The following is a 21,806-nucleotide window of genomic DNA, read 5'->3' on the forward strand; positions in this document are numbered from 1 at the left end:
ACAATCAGAATTAGGGGGTTAATAGTACGATATGAAAAAACTAACGGTTATTTTTGCTTTATTATTAAGCTTTATGTTTGTTCTGTCAGCATGCGGTACGAAGGATAATAATGCCGATAAAAATAAATCTGACAACAAGACGGCTGATAAGGCTGGTCAGGATTTGTTGAAAAAGGTGAAAGATGAAGGAAAGCTTGTTATTGGTACTGAAGGTACATATGCTCCTTTTACGTTCCATGATGCAAGCGGCAAGCTAACAGGATTTGATGTTGAGGTTGCAGAAGAGGTAGCCAAGCGTTTAGGTGTGAAGGCAGAGTTTAAGGAAACCCAATGGGACTCCTTGTTTGCCGGTCTTGATGCCAAGCGTTTTGATATGATAGCTAACCAAGTAGGAATTCGTCCTGATCGTCAGGAAAAATACGATTTCTCTGATCCCTATATTACGTCTTCTGCTGTGGTAATAGCCGCAAAAGACAATGATAAAGTAAAATCGTTTGAAGACATGAAGGGATTAAATGCCGCCCAATCGTTGACAAGTAACTATACCGATATAGCGAAAAAGAACGGTGCTAATATTGTCGGTGTAGAAGGCTTTCAACAAGCGGTGGAATTGCTTGCTCAAAAACGTGTCGACGTGACAGTCAATGATAAAATTGCCTTCTTAGATTATACAAAGCAAAAGCCTGATGCACCAATCAAAATTGTGGCAACTGCCGATGATGCTTCATCAAGCGCATTTATGTTCAGAAAGAAAAATGACTCACTTGTAGATGAAGTAAATAAGGCATTGAAAGATATGGTCGATGATGGCACGTACAAAAAAATCTCTGAGAAATGGTTTGGTGTAGATGTACTTAAATAGTATTTTTGCTGACCCCGAACGAACAGCAAGATTAATCGATATTGCCAAAACCTCCCTCCAGCCGCTGCTGGAGGGTGCAATTATGAACACCATCCCGTTAACGATTATTTCGTTTATTGTGGGGTTGATTTTGGCTGTTCTGACTGCCCTTGCCCGGATTTCTCATGTGAAGGTTTTTCAAATCATTGCAAGGGTCTATGTTTCTGCTATTCGGGGAACACCATTATTGGTGCAATTATTTATCATTTTTTATGGGCTTCCAAATATCGGGGTTACACTTGATCCCTTTATTTCTGCGGTTATTGGCTTTTCTCTAAGCGTTGGCGCGTACTCATCAGAAGTGATTCGAGCTGCGATTCTTTCGATCCCAAAAGGTCAGTGGGAAGCCGGCTTTTCAATTGGTATGACCTATACACAAGCATTAAAAAGAATTATTTTGCCCCAGGCTGCAAAGGTATCGATTCCGCCCTTATCAAATTCATTTATTAGTCTTGTAAAAGATACCTCACTTGCTTCACTCGTGCTTGTAACAGAGATGTTTCGCCGGGCCCAAGAAATCGCTGCAACCAATTATGAGTTTTTGTTGGTCTATTGTGAAGCGGCACTCTTTTATTGGGTGATTTGCTTTTTCCTATCCGTGATCCAAGGAATGTTGGAAAAGAGACTGGACCGTTACGCATCATAGTAAGGGAGTTTTATGATGATTTCAATTAAAGGTTTATATAAGCAATTTGGTCAATTAGAGGTTTTAAAGGGTATTGACCTCGAGGTGGAAAAAGGGAAAGTGGTGGTTGTTATCGGCCCGTCCGGTTCAGGGAAGACCACCATGCTCCGCTGCTTGAATGTGTTAGAAATCCCAACTAAAGGTGCGATCTCCATCGATGGCCAAAGTTTGGATTTTTCAAAGGACGTGCCGAAAAAAAAGGTCACTTCGTTCCGCCGCTTAACAGGTATGGTTTTTCAAGGCTACAATCTTTTTCCCCATAAAACTGCCCTTGAGAACGTCATGGAAGGACCGGTGGTGGTAAAAGGGGAGAGTAAAGCGGCTGCCCGCAAAAAAGCCTCGGCCCTGTTAGAAAAGGTTGGTCTTGGTGAAAAGCAGGATTATTATCCCGCTCAGCTTTCAGGCGGCCAGCAGCAGCGTGTCGGGATTGCCCGTGCGCTCGCGATGGAACCGGAAGTCATGCTGTTTGATGAACCAACCTCGGCATTAGATCCTGAACTGGTCGGTGAGGTATTAAAAGTAATGAAGGATCTCGCCGCGGAAGGGATGACAATGATTGTGGTCACCCATGAAATGCGCTTTGCCCGCGATGCTGCCGACGAGGTTATTTTTATGGATAACGGTGTTATAGTCGAACGAAACAAGCCGGCAGAGATTTTTACCAATCCAAAAGAAGAACGAACAAAGAAGTTTTTGAATATGATTCAGTAAGGTGCTGTAGCCTCAAGTGGCTACGGCATTTTTTTGTGTGTAAACCTTTCTTGCGGTTACCTCCCCGACAACTTTCTAAAAATTGTCGAAGATTGTTATGTTTTTAATTGGCAAAAAATGATAAAATTGTCTTAAGTGTGAAACCTTTTTCATGTTCATCCGTATTACCTACCATACATAACTCGAAGGAAGGGAAGGATGCACCATGCTTGAGTTTGTTTGAATTCCTAAGCCTAACCGTACACTTTCCTTTGTTATTTTTACCACAATAAAAAATAAGGATTGATGCACATGGAACCTTTCAGCATACCCTTAGAAACGATTTATTTGTATGGATTAATCATTTCGGGTGTATTAACGATTTTATTTGTTTTATTTGCAGACGTATTTCATTTTCACGGAGCCGGGGACGGCGGGATGCACTTCCTTAACCCTGTCTTACTATTTGCCTTCGTGACCATTCTGTCGGCAAGCGGCTACTTGTTAGAAAGGCTATCATCAGTACATTATTTACTCATTTTGGCGATTTCGGCAGTCATTGCTTTAATTGTTGTTACCTTACTCAACGTCTTTGTTCTCGTACCGTTGTCTTCTGCGGAGGAATCACTCGTCTTTAAAGAATCTGATTTGCAAGGCCGGGTTGGGACTGTCATTACGACGATTCCTGCTGACGGTTACGGCGAAGTGATGATCGACAGTACGAGTGGCAGAATTGCAAAACCAGCTTCAAGCTTTGATGGTGACGAAATTCCAAATGGCACGAATGTCCTCGTCGTCCAAGTGAAAAATGGGGTATTGGAAGTATCGGTTCATCATAAATTAGAGAATTTTCTATAAGGGGGTTTTAAAAAATGGAATTTAGCATTATTTGGATTATTATTGGGATTGTCGCACTTATTTTAATTGCATTACTTGGTGTCTTTGTCACCAAGTACAGAACTGCCGGGCCGGACGAGGCATTAATCGTAACGGGAAGTTATCTCGGAAACGGGAATGTCCACGTGGACGAAGCTGGTAATAAAATTAAAATTATCCGCGGCGGCGGTAGCTTTATTTTACCAGTATTCCAGCAGGCAAAACCGCTTAGCTTGCTATCTAGTAAACTAGAAGTTACTACACCAGAGGTTTACACCGAACAGGGTGTGCCGGTAATGGCTGATGGCGTCGCGATTATTAAAATCGGCGGCTCAATTAGTGAAATTGCTACTGCTGCTGAACAGTTCCTTGGAAAGCCAAAGGAAGACCGCGAAAACGAAGCAAGAGAAGTTCTTGAGGGCCACCTAAGATCAATTCTCGGCTCGATGACTGTTGAAGAAATCTATAAAAACCGCGATAAATTTTCTCAAGAGGTTCAGAGAGTTGCCTCACAGGATCTTGCAAAAATGGGACTCGTCATTGTTTCGTTCACGATTAAAGATGTCCGTGATAAAAACGGCTACTTGGATTCCCTCGGTAAACCGCGAATCGCTCAAGTGCGGAGGGATGCCGATATCGCTACAGCTGAGGCGGAAAAAGAAACCCGTATCAAAAAAGCCGAAGCCTCTAAAGAAGCCAAACGTAATGAATTAGAGCGGGCAACAGAAATTGCTGAAGCGGAAAAAATTAATCAACTGAAAATTGCGGAGTTCCGCCGCGAGCAGGATATTGCAAAAGCAAAGGCCGACCAAGCGTATGACCTTGAAACGGCTCGATCAAAGCAGGACGTAATGGAACAAGAAATGCAAATCAAAATTATCGAGCGTCAAAAGCAAATTGAATTAGAAGAAAAAGAAATCCAACGCCGTGAGCGTCAATATGATTCAGAAGTAAAGAAAAAGGCCGATGCCGACCGTTATTCTGTTGAGCAATCCGCAGCCGCCAACAAGGCAAGAGAAATCGCGGAAGCTGAAGCAAACAAATACCGTATCGAAGCGATGGCAAAGGCGGAAGCAGAGCGGATTCGCCTCGATGGTCTTGCCAAAGCAGAAGCTCAAAAGGCGCAAGGGTCATCAGAAGCAGAAATTATCCGCCTAAAAGGTTTGGCAGAAGCCGAAGCGAAGGAGAAAATCGCCGAAGCATTCGAGCAATTCGGTCAAGCAGCCATTCTCGACATGGTCATCAAAATGCTTCCGGAATATGCGAAGCAAGTGGCAGCCCCATTATCTAATATTGATAAAATTACCGTTGTCGATACTGGCGGCGGTTCAGGAGAAAATGGCGGTGCCAATAAAATTACCAGCTATGCGACCAACTTAATGGCGAGCCTGCAAGAGTCATTAAAGGCATCAAGCGGGATCGATGTAAAAGAGCTGATCGAAAACTACTCCGGTAAAGGCAATGTTCGAAAAAGCATTGAAGAGCTGACAGAACAGGTTAAACAGAAAGACGAATAAATAGGAATTCCACAAGAATCAAAAAAGAGGGTGTCCCGATATGCGGGGCACCCTTTGTTATATTAAGAGAGAGGTTAAATTTGGGATGGAGTAAGATGGTCACTAACCATGTACTGCATCAAAGAGGTGATCACTCAAAGTTTTGGGGGTCCTTTAGGTTATCGCCTCTTCCTAACTACAATTACATCTTAACGGGAAAAATTGAAGATGTTATGAAGAAGTTGTGGTAAATTTGTGAAGTTACAAAAATCACAGACCTGAGATGCTATAGTAATGGTATGGGGAGTGGTGATTCATGAAGATTTTATTAGTTGACGATGAACGTAGAATCATAGAAGTTCTCGAAGCTTACCTAGAGAGAGAAGGCTATGAAATTCATAGCGCAGATAATGGAATTGATGCCTTGAAAAAGGCTAAAACAATAAACCCTGACCTAATCATTTTAGACTTAATGCTGCCTGATATTTCCGGGGAAGAGGTATGCCGCTTAGTGCGAAAAGAATCGGACGTACCCATCCTGATGCTTACCGCCAAATCTGCAGAGGATGACCGCATCAACGGCATTGTCATGGGAGCAGACGACTATTTAACCAAGCCATTCAGTCCTAGGGAAGTGGTTGTCCGTGTCCAAGCCATTTTAAGGCGCGTGAAAAAGACGGAAAAAGTCGAACGCCTTGAATTCAACGGAAAAAAACTAGCCATCGATTTAATTAAAAAAGGAGTAACAGTAAACGGTGGGGATGTTACCTTAACTCCGATTGAATATAAGCTGCTAACGAATATGGCGGTCAACCCCGGGCGCGTATACAGCAGAATGGATTTACTGGAAAAGATTCAAGATGAAGGGGTCTATTATGAAGGCTATGAACGGAGTGTTGATACCCATATCAAAAACCTCCGCAAAAAAATCGAACTAGACTCAAGGCAGCCGGATTTCATCGTGACCGTTTTTGGGATGGGCTATAAATTTGGAGGGGTACTTGATGCTGCAAACGCTCCGGTCTAAGATCCTGTTCTATTTAGTCCTAATCTCAATGATCGGGATTTTAATTGTCAGCTTTTTTATCCAATATGGCTTTGAAGAGAGTTTTAATAGTTATTTAGACCGTAATCGCGAAAAAAAGATTGATAGAATTATCACAGAAATTGAGAAGGATTACCGAAAAAATGGCCATTTTACGAGTGACCCGGTGTTTGGACTACTGCACGAGCATGCGATGACCGACCAGCTTTATTTTCAATTGTTTGATCGCTTTGGGCAGGTCCAGATGGATTCGTCCAATATTCGCGGTATGTTGAATAGTTTTGGCTTAACTGAACCAGAGCCGAATGGGGAAGAGTGGCACTCCAAAACCTATACACTAAAAGTCGACAATGCCATTATTGGCAAGCTGGTTGCCATCTACCCGGAAGGCTTAATTGACGATGAATACACGTTTATCCAAACCATCCAATTGTATATTTTGGCAGCCGTGTGCCTGACGATTCTGTTAGCGATAGTCTTTAGTATGATATTTTCGAAAAAACTAACCTCCGGATTGAAGAAGCTGTCGTTTGCAGCGGGTGAGCTGCAGCAGCATAACCTTGATATTCGCATTCCATTATCAGGCTTGCCTACTGAGGTAAAGCAAATTGCGATATCCTTCAATAATCTTGCCGAATCACTGGCAAAGGAAGAAATACTGCGGAAGCAATTTACCGGTGACCTGGCTCATGAGCTGCGGACACCGCTGGCAACATTAAGAAGTCAAATTGAAGCCTTTCAGGACGGAATTTGGGACCCAACTCCGCAGCGGCTGGTGGTAAGTCACGAGGAACTTATGCGCCTTGTAAGACTTGTGAATGAATTAGAAAAACTGCTTGCCGCCGAGAACCCGCAAATCCGGCTTGAAAAAATGGAACTGGAAGCTGGAAGCGTCTTAGCGGCGTTATGGGAAATTTTTTTGCCGATTTTTAAAGAAAAGGGTGTTGGACTTCAAATTGAAGAACCTGCCCAGGAGGAAATGTTTGCAGCGGACAAGGATCGCTTGATGCAAATCCTTTCCAATGTCCTCAATAATGCCTTGAAATATACACCGGAAGGAAAGAATGTCACGATATCGGTGGTTACGGAAAAGGAAGGTTATGTCGGCTTTAAGATTCAAGATGAAGGCTCAGGCATGAAAGAGGATGATATTCCGCATATTTTCGAGCGCTTCTACCGCGGTGACAAATCCCGCGACCGCAAAACAGGCGGCGTCGGCATCGGCCTTTCGATTGTAAAGGCGTTAATGGATGCCCATAAAGGAGTCATAAAGGTAAAAAGCAAAATGAATAAAGGAACCAGCATAACCTTGTGGTTTCCGCAGGAAGATTAAAAGGCCGCTCCTATTCGAAGCGGCCTTTTTGCCTTATTTTAATAGTTCCTTAATATTATACACTTTTCCACTTTCAACACTATCGCTTAGAACGAGATCCACTAAAGCATTCGCCACTAAATCTGCCGCTAGAAGCATGTTCTTTTCCTTAAATTCCTTGAATTGTTCCAGGTCTTTAAACGCTTCCTTGCTGGACGACCGGATGGTTTCCTGCATGTTCGTATCCATCACCCCAGGACTGAAGGCGATAATCTTATTGTTGGTTTGCATTTCTGCTTGCTCGATTGCGGCGGTTTGCGTGAACATATTTATCCCAGCCTTGGAACTGCAATAAACACTCCAGCCTTCAATCGAACGAACCGCTGCACCAGAAGAAACATTTATCACCGTTACCTTCGTGTTGGTTAACTGTGCCTTATTGAAAAATAAATTAGTAATAAGCATGGGTGCGATTAAATTGACTTGGATGTTCCGAATAACAGGAGTTTGATCTAAATTACCAACTGTCTGGATGGGCTCAATCACACCGGCATTATTAAATAAAAGAATTTCCTTCGGATCCTTTTGAAAAATACAATGGGCAATCTCCATAAAGACTTCTTGTACTTCTTTTTCTAATGAAAGGTTACAGGAAACGTGTTTATAGTCTATTCCTTGTTCGATTGCAAGACTTTTGATTTCCTTATTTTCTGTCCGAGAAACAGAAACAACGGCGATTTGTTCCTGAATGAGCCGCTTGGCAATCGCCTCGCCCAACCCTTTTGATGCCCCAGTAATGATTGCATATTTCATGATAAAACTCCCCCTTAAAACCCAACTGCATTTGTATCTCCATTTTATGCTTCACGGATTTTTAAAGCAATAAAAAAAGCAGCTCCAAATGGAACTGCCATCAACGTGCAAGGGGATAAAATTTCTTCCACTCATTTAGGAAGGATTGAGTGGAAGAGTTAGGATGTTCTAGGACCCGAGGGGTGGGTCCTGATTGCTTCACTTCACCATTTACGATAATCGCCAGCCGGTTCGTAAGATAGTTAATTTCCATTAAATCATGACTGACAAACACAGCGGTTGTTTGGGCATCTTCCATAATGCCCTTGAAATCTTCCATTAACCTAATTTTGGTCGGAAAGTCCAAAGCGGAAAATGGTTCATCTAGAAAAAGAATCTCCGGTTCCACAATCATCGCCCGTGCCAAGTTGACCCGTTGCGCCTCACCGCCGGATAAATAAAGCGCATTTTTTTTCGCTAAGTGGCTGATGCCAAACAGCTCCATCCAATGGGTCACTTTTTCCTTAATGATGTTTTTGGGAACCTTTCTTAAGGTTAAGCCAATCGCAATATTGCGAAAAACAGTTCCATCCAAAAGTAATGATTGCTGCAGGGCAATCGAAAAATTCCTTCGTAAGTCAAGCGGGGCATTTCTCTTGGGAATTATCTCACCTCGGTAAAGGATATCGCCGCTCGTTTGCTGATCAAGGAAAGCTAACAGCTTTAACAGGGTGCTTTTTCCGGCACCGTTTGGCCCCATAATCCCAAGAAATTCACCATCGTAAATCTGAAATTCAGGAATATCAAGAATCGTCTTATGAAAGGCATTAAAAGTGATGTTTTTCAACTCAATTAACGGGTTCATGATATTCGCTTCCTTTGCTGTAAAAATGTTAATACTGCCGTAATTAGCAGGGCAACCGACAATAAAATAAATGAAAGGGCTAAGGCAATATCAAAATTACCTTTGGAAACCTCCATCACAATCGTGGTCGTTAAGATCCGTGTGTCTCCCTGAATATTTCCGCCGACCATCATCGCGGCGCCAACTTCGGCAATAACGCGGCCAAAGCCAGCCATGATCGCTGCTAGAATCGCAATTTTTAATTGCTTAATGAGAATCATCAATGTTTGCAGCCTTGTTGCGCCAAGTGCTTTAATTTGCAGCAGCATTTTATCGCTGATTTGCTGGAATGCCGTGCACGTCAGGCTCGTGACGATTGGCAGGCTGACTAGAATTTGCGCCATCACAATCGCTGTCGGCGAATAGAGCAAGGTTAGATCACCTAACGGACCAGAGCGCCATAACAGCATCGTAATCCAGAGTCCTGCAACAACAGGGGGCAGACCCATCCCAATATTAATCAATAAAAGCAGCAGCCTGCGCCCTTTGAATCTAGTTAATCCAAGGAAAATTCCAAGCGGCAATCCGATGAGAGTACTAATCAGAATGGAAATAAGACAGACCATCAGTGTCAGCCAGGTAATCGCAAAAACTTCAGCATCACCGGAAAAGATCATTTCTAGTGCTTTTTTTAGTCCATCTAGTAGTAATTCCATAAACGTAATGCCTCCAGGATTTCCTTGAAAAATTACTCGGTATATTTAAAGAATAAGGATTGTCCGTATTCTTTCTTACCGAAGTCCTCAATAATGTCTTGAGTTTTCGAATCTACCATAAATTCTACAAATTTTTCGGCGTCTTTGCTATTAATCTTTTCATGTTTTTCAGGATTTACTTGCATGACGTGATAGATATTCATCAAATCATTTCCGCCTTCAACGACAATCTTAAGTGTATCCAAATTCTTTTCTTGGGCTAACCATGTCGCACGATCTGCTAACACATAACCTTTTTTCTCTGCTGCAACCTGCAAGGTTTGTCCCATCCCTTGACCGGTGGATACATACCAATCGCCAGCCGGTTGAATGCCATCAGCAGTCCAAATGCCTAATTCCTTCTTATGCGTACCGGAGTCGTCCCCGCGTGAAACGAAAATAGATTTCGTATCAGCCAATGTTTTGAAAGCCGCTTTGATGTCATCACCGCTTACTCCTGCCGGATTGTCCTTCGGTCCGACTAAAATAAAGTCGTTATACATGACACGCTTGTAGTTAATCGCGTCACCTGCGTCCACCACTGCTTTTTCAGCTGCCGGAGCATGAACAAGGAGGGCATCCGCTTCACCCTTCGTACCCATTTCTAATGCCTGGCCAGTCCCTACTGCAATCGGTTTTACTTTTACATTATATTCTTTTTCAAACATTGGAAGTAGAACATCAAGTAAGCCGCTGTCCTGTGTACTTGTTGTCGTTGCTAGAATCATTTCCGTTGGTGCCGGTTTCGGTGCCGGCTTTTTCTCTTTTGCGGCTGCATCTTTTGTGTCCGAGTTTCCACAGGCTGATAAAACAAGAAGCATTAATGCAAATAGTGCGATTAAAAAGCGATTTTTCTTCATACGAGTTCCTCCGTTTGATAAATGATTTTTCCTAAATCTTCAATGGAATAGCCTTCTAAATCATGTAGGCTATCTTTGAAGCTGGCAGACTGTAAGTATTGAATTAACTCCGTTAAACTATGTTTGTTTTCAGCGGTAAAGCGGAAAACAAGATCAAACTGTTCCTTCGCTACCGGCACGAAATCAAGCCCTAAATGGCTGGCAGCAGAATGAATGCCAAAGGTCACATCGGCGATCCCTCTGCTAATGTAAGAAGCCGCTGACAAATGGTTCCATTCTTCATTGCCGTACCCGTTAATTTTACTAGGATTAATCCCATAGCCAGAAAGCTTGGAATCTAGTAAAAAGCGAGTACCCGCACCTTTTTGGCGGTTAATAAATTGAATGTCTTTTCTAGTGAGGTCAGTAAAATCAAGAATACTTTTCGGATTGCCTTTTGCAACAATAAAACCTTGCTCTCTTACAGCCAATCTAATTACTAAAATAGATTCGTAGACAAACAGCTGATGGATAAATGGCAGATTATATTCTTGCGATGCCGGGTCTAAAAGATGAACAGCTGCAATGTCAGATTGTCCGCGGTAAAGCATCATTAAACCTTCTAAACTGCCGATGAAGGAAGGCTGAATTTGCAGGTTTAAATCCCTTGCCGCTTGTTTGGCAAAATGTTCGACAAGAAAATCATGGCTGCCGGAAAGCCGAATCGGTATGATAGTATTGCTTCTAGGGCTTGATTGTTCCGCTGGCTGTTTTTTGGCCGGAGCCTTCATATTCTCTTTAAATCTTTCCAGCTCGGCATTCTCAATTCTCATTTTATTGCCGATTTTAAAGGCTTGCAGCTCGCCTCTTTTTATCAGCTCATAAACGGTATGTTTTGAGATTTGAAAAATTTGCGCAACCTCATCGGGAGTATACGCCTTTTCGTCCATTTGTCACCCTCCTTTTTCCAATTTTATTTTATAAAAAGAATATCATAATAAGTGTGACTTTTGTTAAGTTTTGTTAAGTTCCGTTTAGTTTTGTATAGAATTGTCACGAATTGTTCAAAGAGTTCTGGCAGAATTCACAATTTTTTCATATTGTTCAATGGTGAGCAAGAAAGTTTGGTGTAGTATAGAAATAGATGAAAAATTGTTGCTAAAGGGAAGGGATGTACATGTCAAAGCTTTTGTATATTACGGCGAATCCAAAGAATGACATTAAACTATCAAAAGGAATGCAAATCGGGGAAGTATTTTTAGAAGAGTTTAAAGCAGCACAGCCAGATGTAGAAATTGAGCGCTGGCACCTATATGATATGGATATCCCTGAGATCGATATGGATCTATTGTACGCCCGGGCAAAATTATCGTTTATGGGTTATACGAAAGAACAGCTATCGGAAGCAGAGCGGACAAAGCTCGAAAAAATGCATTCACTTGCCGACCGTTTTATTGCTGCCGATTATTATGTGTTTGTCACACCGATTTGGAATCTCGGCGCCCCATCGATTTTGAAAAAATTTATTGATAACTTATTTATAGTAGAAAAAACATTTACCAATACAGAAGCAGGACCAAAAGGATTACTCACCGGCAGAAAGGCCATCCACATTCAAACCCGCGGCGGCATTTATTCCAGCGGTCCAATGGTTGAATTTGAAATGGGCGATCGTTATTTACAAAAGGTATTTAAATTCCTCGGATTCGAGAGCTTGGATACAGTGGTTGCCGAAGGAATGGATCATTTTCCAAAACAAGTACCGGAAATTATGGCAAAAGCAAAAGAACAAGCAGCAGAAGCAGCAAGAGAAATGGCAAAACAGACAGTTACACAATAAAAAAAGAGCGACTCGAGTGCATCGAGTCGCTTTTTTTGCGCGAACAGATCCTCTATTTTTGTAATCAAGGAGTTTATTTGCGAAACTCGGGCATTTGTTTGCGAAACTAACGGGTTTATTTGCGAAGCGAGTGCATTTATTTGCGAAACTACCCCGTTTATTTGCGAAACCACCCTCCCTGAGCAAAACCTGTTAAAAATGACCTGTAAATTGAAAAAACAACACGAGTATTCCCAATGCCCATACATAAATCGCAAACGGTTTTAACGAATGATTTTTCAAATACCCAATCATCCATTTAACGGCGACATAACCGAAGACGGCAGAGGCGATGATGCCGACAAGCAAGGCAGATAAAGAGATTTCTTCACCGGCACCACCTAATAAATCCTTCGTTTGCAGGACAATCGCTCCGGCAATTGCCGGTGTCGACAGTAGGAATGAAAAGTAAGCAGCCGTTTCGCGGTCTAATTTTCGCCAGAGCGCGGCAACAATCGTCATCCCAGAGCGAGAAATCGCCGGCATAATCGCAACCGCTTGGAATGTTCCGATGATAAACGCATCCTTATAGCTAATGTCATCCATTTTCTTATAGCCATTTTTCGCTGAATCAGCGAGCCACAGGAATAGCCCCGTGAGTAAAAACTCCCAGCCAATCGTAACCCCCGTCTTCGAGATTTCATCAATATAATCTTTAAACGCAAGTCCAAAAATGACGGCAGGAATCGTCCCGACAATTAATAAGAAGGTTAATTTGCTAAAAGGATTTTTGATGATTTTAATAAATTCATCTTTATAAAAAACAAACACAGCCAAGAGTGTACCGACATGAAGCATTGTATCGAGCAACAGCCCCGCTTCCTGAAGACCAAATAAATTTCTTCCTAAATAAAGATGCCCCGTACTGCTAATCGGCAAAAATTCCGTTAAACCTTGGATAATCCCGAGGATCAATGCTTCTAGTTTTGTTAACATAAACTCCCTCGCATTCTCAAATAATGATAAGCCTGTACAATTTAAAGATATGCAAACGCCCGCTATTTAATGAAAATCTACTTCATTTTAGGATTTAAGTAAGTTATTAAGTCAAAAATAGTGCAAACGAATCGAATTCTCCCATAAAATAGAAATATAGCCTTTTTGAGAGGAGATACACGTTTGGAAAATAAACATTTGCACTTTAATACATCCATCGGTGTCAAAAAGCCGGAAAATATTCGAAACAAAGAGCAGGCCTGCCCATTTTGCGAAAGGGACCAGCTTACAGACCTCATCGCGGTGGAAGGCTCCATAATTCTTTTGAAAAATAAATATCCTGTATTGGAAAATGCTTATCAAACTGTGTTAATTGAAACAGACGATTGCCATGCCGATTTATCAACCTATTCAAGCGACCATCTACATAGATTGATTAGGTTCGGAATGCAGCATTGGTTAGAGATGGAGGAAACCAACAGTTATCGATCAGTTATTTTTTTCAAAAATCATGGGCCACTATCTGGCGGAACACTTGCCCATCCACATATGCAGATCGTGGGCTTACATGATATTGACTATAAAGAAAAGGTAACCCATGAAATGTTCCAGGGAATCGTTATTGCGGAAGCGGATGGTGTTCGGTTTACACTGTCGACAAAGCCGCGCGTTGGGTTTTATGAATTTAATGTAGAAATGCAGGATTCCGGCTATCAGGAAAAATTTTCGGAGTACATGCAAATGGCCGTCCACTATATCCTGAACCATTTCCCATTCAAGGCGACAAGCTATAACGTGTTTTTTCATCATATAGACGATAAAATCTATGCCAAAATTGTTTCCCGTTTTGTCACCACCCCGCTTTATATCGGATATGGCATTCCGCAGGTGCCGAATAATTTAGAGTGGATGGCAGGTGAAGTGCGGCGAATCTATACTTAAGGGAAAATGGCGCAGAAATTCTACTCTGCTCGGGGCGTCTTTTTTATGTAAATAAAACCATTGGCAGGTTAGAAGTTGAGATTTGTTGTTTTTAAAAATATAATGAAGGAATGTACAAGTTCTTAGTAAGGTGGAACGGAAATGACTTCAAATAATAATACAACTTCTAAACTCGATTATAGCCTTGTTTTTATATTGATCTTACTTTTCTTAGCAAGCTGTTTAGCGATTTATAGTGCGCAGGCAAGCGGGCAGTATAAGGAGAACTTTTTAATCAAGCAAATTGTTTGGTACGGCGTCGGCGGCGGGATTATTGCAGCCGTGATGACCCTTGATTCGGATCAATTACGAAAGCTTACTTGGTATGCGTATGGATTTGGTATCTTCCTGCTATGCTTTTTAATCGTTGCACCGTCCAGTATCGCTCCGGTCATCAATGGAGCGAAAAACTGGTTTAAGATTCCTGGGATTGGTACGATACAGCCATCCGAGTTTGTTAAAATCTTTCTTATTCTGGGGCTTGCACGGGTCATCGACCAACATCATCTCAAAAATCAGGTCAAGACCATGCAAACTGATTTCTGGCTGTTAATCAAGATGGGGATTGTCACGATGGTCCCATTAGGGCTAATCATCAAGCAGGACTTAGGGACAGCGCTCGTTTTCATAGCTATTTTAGTAGGAATGATCTTTATCTCTGGTATTTCGTGGAAATTACTTGTCCCGATGTTTTCTGCCGGGTTGGTATTAATCGGGACAATCTTTTACTTCGTCCTTTGGAAACCTGATTTTTTGGCAAAGTATTTAGGGGTCGGCGAATATCAACTCCGTCGTATTTATTCATGGCTCGATCCCTATAGTTACCAAGGCACCGATGCTTATCAGTTGACGAAATCCCTGCTCGCAATTGGCTCAGGTCAAACAGGCGGCAAGGGGTTTGGCAACCGTGAAGTCTATTTACCTGAAAGTCAAACCGATTTTATTTTTAGTGTTGTCGGTGAGGAATATGGCTTTATTGGTGCAAGTATTCTAATCAGTTTATTTTTCTTATTGGTCTACCATATTACCAAGGTCGGCATGGAAACGAAGAATAATTTTTATACGTATATTTGCGTCGGAGTCATCAGCATGATTACTTTCCACGTTTTCCAAAATATCGGTATGACGATTGGCGTCCTGCCCATCACCGGTATTCCGCTGCCATTTATCAGCTACGGCGGGAGCGCGTTAATGGGAAACATGCTCGGGCTCGGGTTAATCTTTTCGATTCGCTACCATTATAAAAAATACATGTTTTCCACAACCGCATAATGCTGTGTTCAAAGAGCGAGTTCAGTTTCGCTCTTTTTTTGTTGCTGGGGGACGGGTTTGGCGGAATTATTGTGAGAGTTGGCGGGAATATCGTAAAAGTTGGCGGAATAAATCTAATTTTCCGCGGAATTATGCTCCAAACTCGCGGAATAAATCCAAAAATCAGCGGAATTATCCCCCAATCCCGCGGAATAAAAAACAAGAACCACCCAAATTGGCGGTCCTTGTTTTGATTCTTATTTTTTCAAAAAGATCTTTTCAATATCATCAAGCATCAGGTTGGCAGCAAGGACGCCTCCGGCAGTATTCCAAATCGTATCGTTCACCTTGTGAACCTCACCATTCTTAGCTACCTCAAGGTTCTTGAACAGTGGATCATTAATCCATTCTTTTTCCAATTCAGATCCTTTACCGTCACCAGTATCATAAGTAAAGTAGAAAAGGATGTCTCCGTCCATTGCCGGAATACGCTCTTTTGTCACATTTCTTTCTGCAAAATCATCGACATTTTGACTTTCCGGGCGGGCAAAGCCAAGGTCATTTAAAATAACACCTGAGAAGGTATCCTTATGATAAATACGAACCTCGCCGGCCATAAAGCGGACCATCGAGACTTTCATATTCTTTTTGTCGCCTAACTTTTCTTTGATGTCAGTAATGCGGGCATCATATTTTTGAATGACTTCATTACCTTTATCCACTTTATTAAGTGATTTTGCATATAGATTGAAGTTTTCCTTCCAATCGCCGCGTAGTGTTTCCGCAAATACAGTTGGTGCAATGGCTTTTAACTGGTCGTAAATTTTTTCCTGACGCATTTTATTCCCAATAATTAAATCCGGTTTCAAGGCAGCAATTGCTTCCACGTTTACTTCACTTTCCACTCCAACAACTTTAACGTCTTTCATTTTATCGGCAATGTGCTCATACCAAGGGTCACCGGTAAAAGATTTCACCGCACCGACAGGAGTAACGCCCATCGCTAAAAGTGCTTCCGTTCCTTCGTTTGTAAGAATTACGACTCTTTTTGGGGTACCCTTAATAGTAGTAGATCCCATCGCATGTTCAACAGTATATGTTTTTTCTTCCGTTGTTTTTTTCTTTTCCGTTGTTTTCTCCTCGGTACCGCCGCAGGCAGCTAATAACAGAAGTGCCATAATGGAGAAAAGAGAGAGTAGAGTTTTAATTGCTTTCATTTTTGTATGTATCCTCCTTAATAGTTGTAAATGATAATCATTTTCAATGACATCCTTATCATAAAATGAACAGAAGGAGGCTGTCAATATTTAATTGAAAATGATTTTCAAAATCATTTACCAATTCGTGAACAACAACAATATAAGCAGACATCACCGCCGAAACTATTCATTTACAACAATTTTGTGAATAATAATCGATATAGTTGAAAATGATTCTCAAATTCATTGACAATAGTTATCAATTAGAGATAGACTAAATTTAATGAACGAATAAGAAGTTAGAAGGGTTTCAAGTAAATGTTATTAAAAAATATACCTTTAAAATGGCTCGGATTGATAAGCGCTGTAATCATCATGCTAATGTTAATGTGCGCCAGTGTCATTTTTGGCTATACAGATACAAGCTGGCGGACAGCAATCGATTCCTTTACGAATTATAATGGCTCAAACGAACATATTATTATTCAAACTGTTAGACTTCCCCGAGCGTTAATCGCATCAGCAGTTGGTGCAAGCCTAGCGATTGCCGGGGTTCTGATGCAGACATTGACGAAAAATCCGCTCGCTTCACCGGGAATCTTCGGGATCAATGCCGGCGCAGGATTTGCAGTGGTAGCTGCCGTTACCTTATTTTCAGTTAATGATTTACAAGCCTTCAACGGTCTTGCCTTCTTCGGTGCCGCAGTCGCTGCCATCAGCGTCTATGGAATTGGTTCTTTTGGAAGAGAAGGGTTAACACCGATGAAACTCACATTAGCCGGAGCAGCAATAGCAGCGATGTTTTCATCATTCACCCAAGGCTTGCTGGTTGTGGATGAAGCCGCACTCGAACAGGTTTTATTTTGGCTCGCTGGCTCTGTCCAAGGGCGAAAGCTTGAGACACTTGTATCTGTTTTACCCTTTATCGGGATTGGCTGGATAGGTGCCGTTCTGATTGCCGGAAAAATGAATATCCTGTCCATGGGTGAAGATGTTGCCAAGGGACTCGGTTTAAACACCGGACTTTTAAAAATTGCCATTGGTGTCATTGTCATTTTATTAGCAGGCGGTTCCGTAGCAGTGGCAGGGCCGATTGGCTTTGTTGGGATTGTCGTTCCCCATATTACAAGGTCGATCATTGGCATTGATCATCGCTGGGTTATTCCGTTATCGGGTGTTCTCGGAGCCATCCTGTTACTTGCCGCGGACATTGGCGCAAGATATATTTTAATGCCGTCAGAAGTGCCTGTCGGGGTCATGACGGCCATCATTGGAACTCCATTCTTTATCTACATTGCAAGAAGGGGGTTCAATGGCCGATGAGCAATTATAAAAATTTCCGTCCCTTTAGAGGGAAATTGTCCTTTTTAATCGACCGAAAAGCTGCATTTATTTTTACCATCCTGCTCCTCGTCACCTTTATGGTATTTGTTATTAGTACTGGCATAGGAGATATGAAAATTAACCCGTTTACCGTAGTAAAAGTATTATTTGGCGGCGGCCCGGAGATGGAAAAGCTGATTATTACCTCCTTCCGTTTGCCAAGAATTATCGTTGCCTTAATGGTGGGTATTTCTTTAGCTGTAGCAGGCGGGATTTTACAAGGGATGATTCGCAACCCGCTCGCCTCACCGGATGTTCTTGGGATTACCGGAGGTGCGGCTGTGGCAGTTGTTGGTTTTTTAGCCTTCTTTAGTGATAAAAATAATGCCCTAACCGTCAGCATTGCCTGGTTACCCTTAGCCGCTTTTTTAGGCGCAGGGGTTGTCGCTTTCCTAGTTTACTTCCTTGCCTGGAAAAATGGTGTTTCACCGATTCGACTAGTGTTAATTGGGATCGGCATTTCCACATTAATGCAGGCATTAACGACTCTTATGATGATCATGGGGCCGATTTATCAGGCAAGCCAGGCGAATATTTGGATAACTGGCACCGTGTACGGTTCTAATTGGAAAAACGTAGCAACGCTCGTTCCTTGGACTGTTCTTTTTCTCATCATTGCCATGGTGGCAGCGAGAACCATTAATATTCAAGAACTTGGCGATGAGGTCGCCACCGGTTTAGGCGGCAAGGTGCAAAAACAGCGGTTTCTGCTATTAATGATCAGCACAGCCTTGATTGGCAGTTCGGTCGCTTTTGCCGGGGGCATTGGTTTTGTCGGGTTAATGGCACCGCATATGGCAAGAAGGTTAGTAGGATCGTCCTTTGGAGCACTGCTTCCAACCTCCGCATTGCTGGGCGGAATTCTGGTGATGGTCGCAGATTTAATCGGCCGGACGATGTTTTCACCGTTAGAAGTACCCGCCGGCGTGTTTACCGCCGGGATCGGTGCACCGTACTTTATATACTTACTTTTTAAAACAAGAAATGCATAGAAAAGCGGAAGCGCCTGGCTCAAGGGCGTGAGTCTTGACGGATTGGCTTATGACCCCTAGCCCCTAGGCGCTGGAATTGGACAAATAAAGGAGCTGGTAAGATGATGAATGCGATTGAAACGAAAAATTTATCCCTTTCCTATGGAGAGACACTCATTATTGATGAGTTGGATTTGAAAATCCCAAAGGGTGAAATTACAGTTTTTATTGGCGGGAATGGCTGTGGAAAATCCACTCTCCTTCGTTCAATCGCCCGTCTCCTTAAGCCGAAGTCCGGGGGCGTCGTGCTGGAAGGCAAGGCGATTGCCAAGCTTTCCACAAAGGAAATCGCTAAAAAGATGGCGATTCTGCCCCAGTCACCAGCTGCACCGGAGGGCTTAACCGTGCTTCAGCTCGTCAAACAAGGGCGTTATCCGCATCAATCGTGGTTAAAGCAATGGTCGAAGGAAGATGAGAAAAAGGTCAATGATGCCCTCAAAGCAACTCGTTTGGAGGAGCTAAAGGAAAGAACGGTTGATTCTCTTTCCGGCGGACAAAGACAGCGTGCCTGGATCGCGATGACTTTGGCTCAGGATACGGATATTATCCTTTTAGACGAACCGACGACATACTTGGATATGACCCATCAAATTGAGATTCTCGATTTGCTTTTTGAATTAAATGAAATGAAAAATAGAACCGTTGTCATGGTGCTTCACGACCTCAATCTTGCCTGCCGCTATGCCCATAATGTGGTAGCGATTAAGGACAAGAAGGTATATGCCCAAGGGAAACCGGAGTATGTGATTAATCGCGGCCTTGTCAAAAATGTTTTTGGCATGGACTGCGAGGTGACAATGGATCCGCTATTTGGGACACCCCTTTGCATCCCATATGGCAAGGGAAGATGCATTCTTGATAAGGCGGTGGCAATGAATGGCTAAGATGTTGTCGGAGCCGGAACGTATTCAATTGGAAAAATACAGGTACAAGTCTGGCTTAGAACAATCTTTCCCAGTTGCCGAGCTCTTAGATGAATCGTTCCTTAAGGACTTTTTGAAAAGTTTATCCGATACACTGGGTGCCCCAAATGAAAAAATCACCGCCTCGATTTTTATCAAACGGTATGCCTTTTTAGCGGTCATGTCCCTTTATGCAATGACTGCTTGGAATAAACAGCTTGATGTGTCATTGGATAATGTATTAATGGAAAAAGCCGAATCGGGAGAGAACTGGCTGCCAGCCTTTTCATTAAAAGATGCCACAGTAAAGGATTTGGACCCTAATGAAAATCGCTCGGAATGGCGCAAGCTTGTGTTAAAGGATCTTTTTGCAAATCATATTTATCCGATTATCGCTAAACTGGAAAAATCATTCGGAATTTCGAAGCTGATTCTGTGGGAGAATATTGCTGTATACTTATTTTGGCTGTATGAAAGTGAACTTAAAGATAGCGAGAATGATAACGTTACAGACGACTTCCGCTTTTTACTTTTTGAAGCAGAAGGACAATTGTTTGGCGCCAACAACCTTAACCCGCTGCAAAAGTATTTTTCCGAAAAGATGTATCTGCCGGAACGGGATGAAGAGGTAAGAATAAGAAAGACCTGCTGCTTTTCCTATCAGCTGCCGGCAGGGAAGCGCTGCAAAACGTGTCCATGTACTCATTTAGCGAAGGATGGAGTGTGTCACGATGGAGAAAATATTTGCTCAGAAGTTCGACGCTTTGCTTGAAAAATATTGTGAACTATTGGTTGGTGAATCTGATGATCTGACAAAGGAAAAGGTGAAGGCTTGGGCAATGTACTCCCATATCGCCAAGTCCATGCCGGCCTTAATCAATCATTGGAGTGCCATGTACCCTGATGCAAGGGGAGAAATGAAGCAAATCATTCAGGAAATTAAACAGTTGAACGAGCAGCATCGGAAATCTACGCAGAAATAAGAAACCGGGGGACTTAGGATCCTCCGGTTTCTTATTTTATTGAAGGGTCCCGCCACTAGGAAACTGGTTGGTATATCCCTGAAATTGCTGGTACGATTGCTGCAGTTTTTGCTGGTCAGCGGCCTCGATGGCATACCAGCCCTTTTTGAACATCAAATCGTAAAGGTCGCGCTGGCATTGTTCGGTTTCCGTGAAAATCTGCATAATGTCCTGATATAGACCTTGATGGCTTGCCTCGTGTAGCGCCATGCTGTATGAAGTGGTCATGTATTTTTCCGTTGTCAGTAAATCGTTTATGAAATCACGCTCGTTCATTTGCGGCGTCTTCGGTACTTGTGCTTCTGGTTTTTGAATCTTTTGCTGGTTCTGATTCATTGTTAACATTCCTCCATCTACTGCATGTTATTTAGTGGCTGCTGCTGGCTGGCGTGCTGTCCTAAGTGCTGCAGAAGCTGCTGGTAATGGCGTTGGTGCATCTGGCCGCATTTTTCTGCTTCTGCCTTCATTTCAGGATCCTGAAACTGTTGGGCAAAGAAGTGCGCTTTCTTCGCAGACAGTAAATTCCATGACATCATATCGGTTAAATAAAGTGAATCCTTTGTTGAAATCACTCCCGGCGGCTGCTGCATCTTCATTTGTTGATTCTGCATGTTCATGTTCGGCATATTTATATTTTGCTGCTGCATCATGTCACCCTCCTATTTCTTATCGTTTATATTGGTTATTCTGGCTGTTTTTTTTGTCCAAGTGAGCCTCTTCGTTGCCAGGCCCGCCGTTGCCCTTCACACTGGCTGCACTTACGCCCGCTTTAGAAGGATTCTTTTTCATCTTCGCCATCGTTATCACCTCAGGAAATAGCATGCCCAAACAAGAAGATTTATTTTGCTAAAAATAAAAGTTCAAAAAAGTTTCAATTTTCCGCGTTTATTGATTGCACAAATTTTCAAAATATTTTATAGTAAGTAGTAGCAGAACTCATTCAAAAGTGAATTTTTTTTGACAAAAAAATGAATGAGCATTCATTCA

The 21,806-nt window shown here is 42.4% G+C and carries 25 protein-coding genes; 15 read left to right on the forward strand and 10 right to left on the reverse strand.

The features are described from left to right. The first annotated feature begins 31 nt into the window (after nt 1–31). From ACIQXV_RS19880 to ACIQXV_RS19910, 7 genes are all read left to right on the forward strand, one after another. On the forward strand, nt 32–862 hold the full coding sequence (locus ACIQXV_RS19880) for an amino acid ABC transporter substrate-binding protein (RefSeq protein ID WP_402961411.1): 831 nt from the start codon (nt 32–34) through the stop codon (nt 860–862). Continuing rightward, nucleotides 849–1,547 carry an amino acid ABC transporter permease gene (locus ACIQXV_RS19885; RefSeq protein WP_402961413.1) on the forward strand — a complete coding sequence of 233 codons (699 nt, stop codon included), beginning with the start codon at nt 849–851 and terminating at the stop codon, nt 1,545–1,547. The genes ACIQXV_RS19880 and ACIQXV_RS19885 overlap by 14 nt, the downstream gene beginning before the upstream one ends. Before the next feature lie 15 nt (nt 1,548–1,562). Next, nucleotides 1,563–2,297: an amino acid ABC transporter ATP-binding protein gene (locus tag ACIQXV_RS19890; protein ID WP_402961415.1), complete on the forward strand. Its 735-nt coding sequence runs from the start codon at nt 1,563–1,565 to the stop codon at nt 2,295–2,297. 291 nt (nt 2,298–2,588) lie between these two features. Beyond that, nucleotides 2,589–3,134, forward strand: a complete 546-nt coding sequence (locus ACIQXV_RS19895) for an NfeD family protein (RefSeq protein ID WP_402961417.1) — start codon at nt 2,589–2,591, stop codon at nt 3,132–3,134. A 14-nt stretch (nt 3,135–3,148) separates the two neighbouring features. Then, the gene (locus ACIQXV_RS19900; RefSeq protein ID WP_402961419.1) at nt 3,149–4,669 is read left to right on the forward strand and encodes a flotillin lipid rafts scaffold protein FloT; all 1,521 of its coding nucleotides are present in this window, start codon (nt 3,149–3,151) and stop codon (nt 4,667–4,669) included. Nucleotides 4,670–4,964: 295 nt separating this feature from the next. Continuing rightward, nucleotides 4,965–5,675, forward strand: coding sequence for a response regulator transcription factor (locus tag ACIQXV_RS19905; protein ID WP_402961421.1), 711 nt, complete (start codon nt 4,965–4,967; stop codon nt 5,673–5,675). Further along, on the forward strand, nt 5,653–7,026 hold the full coding sequence (locus ACIQXV_RS19910) for an ATP-binding protein (RefSeq protein ID WP_402961423.1): 1,374 nt from the start codon (nt 5,653–5,655) through the stop codon (nt 7,024–7,026). Before ACIQXV_RS19905 ends, ACIQXV_RS19910 begins: the two co-directional genes overlap by 23 nt. 33 nt (nt 7,027–7,059) lie before the next feature. Here the strand turns inward: ACIQXV_RS19910 and ACIQXV_RS19915 are convergent, their stop codons facing one another. From ACIQXV_RS19915 to ACIQXV_RS19935, 5 genes are all read right to left on the reverse strand, one after another. Beyond that, on the reverse strand, nt 7,060–7,818 hold the full coding sequence (locus ACIQXV_RS19915; protein WP_402961425.1) for a (S)-benzoin forming benzil reductase: 759 nt from the start codon (nt 7,816–7,818) through the stop codon (nt 7,060–7,062). 100 nt (nt 7,819–7,918) lie between these two features. After that, entirely contained in the window at nt 7,919–8,662 is a 744-nt protein-coding gene (locus ACIQXV_RS19920; protein WP_402961427.1) for an ABC transporter ATP-binding protein, read from the reverse strand. Further along, nucleotides 8,659–9,357, reverse strand: a complete 699-nt coding sequence (locus ACIQXV_RS19925; protein WP_402961429.1) for an ABC transporter permease — start codon at nt 9,355–9,357, stop codon at nt 8,659–8,661. Before ACIQXV_RS19925 ends, ACIQXV_RS19920 begins: the two co-directional genes overlap by 4 nt. A 32-nt stretch (nt 9,358–9,389) precedes the next feature. Next, the gene (locus tag ACIQXV_RS19930) at nt 9,390–10,256 is read right to left on the reverse strand and encodes an ABC transporter substrate-binding protein (RefSeq protein ID WP_402961431.1); all 867 of its coding nucleotides are present in this window, start codon (nt 10,254–10,256) and stop codon (nt 9,390–9,392) included. Next, on the reverse strand, nt 10,253–11,185 hold the full coding sequence (locus ACIQXV_RS19935; protein ID WP_402961433.1) for a substrate-binding domain-containing protein: 933 nt from the start codon (nt 11,183–11,185) through the stop codon (nt 10,253–10,255). The genes ACIQXV_RS19930 and ACIQXV_RS19935 overlap by 4 nt, the downstream gene beginning before the upstream one ends. A 227-nt stretch (nt 11,186–11,412) precedes the next feature. On the opposite strand from ACIQXV_RS19935, the gene ACIQXV_RS19940 reads away from it, so the two are divergent. Continuing rightward, nucleotides 11,413–12,075 carry an FMN-dependent NADH-azoreductase gene (locus ACIQXV_RS19940; protein ID WP_402961435.1) on the forward strand — a complete coding sequence of 221 codons (663 nt, stop codon included), beginning with the start codon at nt 11,413–11,415 and terminating at the stop codon, nt 12,073–12,075. 192 nt (nt 12,076–12,267) lie between these two features. Here the strand turns inward: ACIQXV_RS19940 and ACIQXV_RS19945 are convergent, their stop codons facing one another. Beyond that, the gene (locus tag ACIQXV_RS19945) at nt 12,268–13,050 is read right to left on the reverse strand and encodes an undecaprenyl-diphosphate phosphatase (protein ID WP_402961437.1); all 783 of its coding nucleotides are present in this window, start codon (nt 13,048–13,050) and stop codon (nt 12,268–12,270) included. A gap of 183 nt (nt 13,051–13,233) precedes the next feature. On the opposite strand from ACIQXV_RS19945, the gene ACIQXV_RS19950 reads away from it, so the two are divergent. Beyond that, complete coding sequence (locus ACIQXV_RS19950) at nt 13,234–13,992, forward strand: DUF4931 domain-containing protein (RefSeq protein ID WP_402961439.1); 759 nt, start codon at nt 13,234–13,236, stop codon at nt 13,990–13,992. 141 nt (nt 13,993–14,133) lie between these two features. Continuing rightward, a complete protein-coding gene (locus tag ACIQXV_RS19955; RefSeq protein WP_402961441.1) occupies nt 14,134–15,303 on the forward strand; it encodes an FtsW/RodA/SpoVE family cell cycle protein in 1,170 nt (389 codons plus the stop codon). Between the two features lie 236 nt (nt 15,304–15,539). On the opposite strand, the gene ACIQXV_RS19960 is transcribed toward ACIQXV_RS19955, so the two are convergent. Beyond that, nucleotides 15,540–16,499 (reverse strand): ABC transporter substrate-binding protein, encoded by a 960-nt coding sequence (locus ACIQXV_RS19960; protein ID WP_402961443.1) that lies wholly within the window; start codon nt 16,497–16,499, stop codon nt 15,540–15,542. Between the two features lie 300 nt (nt 16,500–16,799). Here ACIQXV_RS19960 and ACIQXV_RS19965 point away from each other — a divergent pair, with 300 nt between their 5' ends. The 5 genes from ACIQXV_RS19965 (at nt 16,800) to ACIQXV_RS19985 (ending at nt 20,780) form a co-directional block, all read left to right on the forward strand. Beyond that, nucleotides 16,800–17,804 carry a FecCD family ABC transporter permease gene (locus ACIQXV_RS19965; RefSeq protein WP_402961445.1) on the forward strand — a complete coding sequence of 335 codons (1,005 nt, stop codon included), beginning with the start codon at nt 16,800–16,802 and terminating at the stop codon, nt 17,802–17,804. Next, nucleotides 17,801–18,856, forward strand: coding sequence for a FecCD family ABC transporter permease (locus tag ACIQXV_RS19970; protein WP_402961447.1), 1,056 nt, complete (start codon nt 17,801–17,803; stop codon nt 18,854–18,856). The genes ACIQXV_RS19965 and ACIQXV_RS19970 overlap by 4 nt, the downstream gene beginning before the upstream one ends. A gap of 104 nt (nt 18,857–18,960) precedes the next feature. Continuing rightward, nucleotides 18,961–19,779, forward strand: a complete 819-nt coding sequence (locus tag ACIQXV_RS19975; RefSeq protein WP_402961475.1) for an ABC transporter ATP-binding protein — start codon at nt 18,961–18,963, stop codon at nt 19,777–19,779. Continuing rightward, nucleotides 19,772–20,569: a siderophore-iron reductase FhuF gene (gene fhuF / locus ACIQXV_RS19980; RefSeq protein ID WP_402961449.1), complete on the forward strand. Its 798-nt coding sequence runs from the start codon at nt 19,772–19,774 to the stop codon at nt 20,567–20,569. The genes ACIQXV_RS19975 and fhuF overlap by 8 nt, the downstream gene beginning before the upstream one ends. Continuing rightward, nucleotides 20,529–20,780, forward strand: a complete 252-nt coding sequence (locus tag ACIQXV_RS19985; RefSeq protein WP_402961451.1) for a DUF2573 family protein — start codon at nt 20,529–20,531, stop codon at nt 20,778–20,780. The genes fhuF and ACIQXV_RS19985 overlap by 41 nt, the downstream gene beginning before the upstream one ends. 36 nt (nt 20,781–20,816) lie before the next feature. Here the strand turns inward: ACIQXV_RS19985 and ACIQXV_RS19990 are convergent, their stop codons facing one another. Genes ACIQXV_RS19990 through ACIQXV_RS20000 form a run of 3 tightly spaced genes read right to left on the reverse strand, consistent with a single transcriptional unit; the run spans nt 20,817 to nt 21,617 of the window. Beyond that, nucleotides 20,817–21,155 carry a spore coat protein gene (locus ACIQXV_RS19990; protein ID WP_402961453.1) on the reverse strand — a complete coding sequence of 113 codons (339 nt, stop codon included), beginning with the start codon at nt 21,153–21,155 and terminating at the stop codon, nt 20,817–20,819. A gap of 17 nt (nt 21,156–21,172) precedes the next feature. After that, complete coding sequence (locus ACIQXV_RS19995) at nt 21,173–21,466, reverse strand: hypothetical protein (protein ID WP_402961477.1); 294 nt, start codon at nt 21,464–21,466, stop codon at nt 21,173–21,175. A 19-nt stretch (nt 21,467–21,485) separates the two neighbouring features. After that, nucleotides 21,486–21,617, reverse strand: coding sequence for a YuzL family protein (locus tag ACIQXV_RS20000; RefSeq protein ID WP_149871499.1), 132 nt, complete (start codon nt 21,615–21,617; stop codon nt 21,486–21,488). Nucleotides 21,618–21,806: the final 189 nt, after the last annotated feature.

The organism is Neobacillus sp. NPDC097160 (assembly GCF_044762155.1).
Lineage (GTDB): Bacteria > Bacillota > Bacilli > Bacillales > Cytobacillaceae > Neobacillus.

Bases quoted from the DNA above. Each gene is read 5' to 3' on its own strand.
- ACIQXV_RS19960 (WP_402961443.1), bottom strand. From the start codon at position 16,499: ATGAAAGCAATTAAAACTCTACTCTCTCTTTTCTCCATTATGGCACTT.
- ACIQXV_RS19985 (WP_402961451.1), top strand. From the start codon at position 20,529: ATGGAGAAAATATTTGCTCAGAAGTTCGACGCTTTGCTTGAAAAATAT.
- fhuF (WP_402961449.1), top strand. From the start codon at position 19,772: ATGGCTAAGATGTTGTCGGAGCCGGAACGTATTCAATTGGAAAAATAC.
- ACIQXV_RS19965 (WP_402961445.1), top strand. From the start codon at position 16,800: ATGTTATTAAAAAATATACCTTTAAAATGGCTCGGATTGATAAGCGCT.
- ACIQXV_RS19885 (WP_402961413.1), top strand. From the start codon at position 849: ATGTACTTAAATAGTATTTTTGCTGACCCCGAACGAACAGCAAGATTA.
- ACIQXV_RS19975 (WP_402961475.1), top strand. From the start codon at position 18,961: ATGAATGCGATTGAAACGAAAAATTTATCCCTTTCCTATGGAGAGACA.
- ACIQXV_RS19890 (WP_402961415.1), top strand. From the start codon at position 1,563: ATGATTTCAATTAAAGGTTTATATAAGCAATTTGGTCAATTAGAGGTT.
- ACIQXV_RS19970 (WP_402961447.1), top strand. From the start codon at position 17,801: ATGAGCAATTATAAAAATTTCCGTCCCTTTAGAGGGAAATTGTCCTTT.
- ACIQXV_RS19895 (WP_402961417.1), top strand. From the start codon at position 2,589: ATGGAACCTTTCAGCATACCCTTAGAAACGATTTATTTGTATGGATTA.
- ACIQXV_RS19910 (WP_402961423.1), top strand. From the start codon at position 5,653: ATGCTGCAAACGCTCCGGTCTAAGATCCTGTTCTATTTAGTCCTAATC.
- ACIQXV_RS19995 (WP_402961477.1), bottom strand. From the start codon at position 21,466: ATGCAGCAGCAAAATATAAATATGCCGAACATGAACATGCAGAATCAA.
- ACIQXV_RS19935 (WP_402961433.1), bottom strand. From the start codon at position 11,185: ATGGACGAAAAGGCGTATACTCCCGATGAGGTTGCGCAAATTTTTCAA.
- ACIQXV_RS19930 (WP_402961431.1), bottom strand. From the start codon at position 10,256: ATGAAGAAAAATCGCTTTTTAATCGCACTATTTGCATTAATGCTTCTT.
- ACIQXV_RS19925 (WP_402961429.1), bottom strand. From the start codon at position 9,357: ATGGAATTACTACTAGATGGACTAAAAAAAGCACTAGAAATGATCTTT.
- ACIQXV_RS19990 (WP_402961453.1), bottom strand. From the start codon at position 21,155: ATGAATCAGAACCAGCAAAAGATTCAAAAACCAGAAGCACAAGTACCG.
- ACIQXV_RS19955 (WP_402961441.1), top strand. From the start codon at position 14,134: ATGACTTCAAATAATAATACAACTTCTAAACTCGATTATAGCCTTGTT.
- ACIQXV_RS19880 (WP_402961411.1), top strand. From the start codon at position 32: ATGAAAAAACTAACGGTTATTTTTGCTTTATTATTAAGCTTTATGTTT.
- ACIQXV_RS19945 (WP_402961437.1), bottom strand. From the start codon at position 13,050: ATGTTAACAAAACTAGAAGCATTGATCCTCGGGATTATCCAAGGTTTA.
- ACIQXV_RS20000 (WP_149871499.1), bottom strand. From the start codon at position 21,617: ATGGCGAAGATGAAAAAGAATCCTTCTAAAGCGGGCGTAAGTGCAGCC.
- ACIQXV_RS19915 (WP_402961425.1), bottom strand. From the start codon at position 7,818: ATGAAATATGCAATCATTACTGGGGCATCAAAAGGGTTGGGCGAGGCG.
- ACIQXV_RS19940 (WP_402961435.1), top strand. From the start codon at position 11,413: ATGTCAAAGCTTTTGTATATTACGGCGAATCCAAAGAATGACATTAAA.
- ACIQXV_RS19905 (WP_402961421.1), top strand. From the start codon at position 4,965: ATGAAGATTTTATTAGTTGACGATGAACGTAGAATCATAGAAGTTCTC.
- ACIQXV_RS19920 (WP_402961427.1), bottom strand. From the start codon at position 8,662: ATGAACCCGTTAATTGAGTTGAAAAACATCACTTTTAATGCCTTTCAT.
- ACIQXV_RS19900 (WP_402961419.1), top strand. From the start codon at position 3,149: ATGGAATTTAGCATTATTTGGATTATTATTGGGATTGTCGCACTTATT.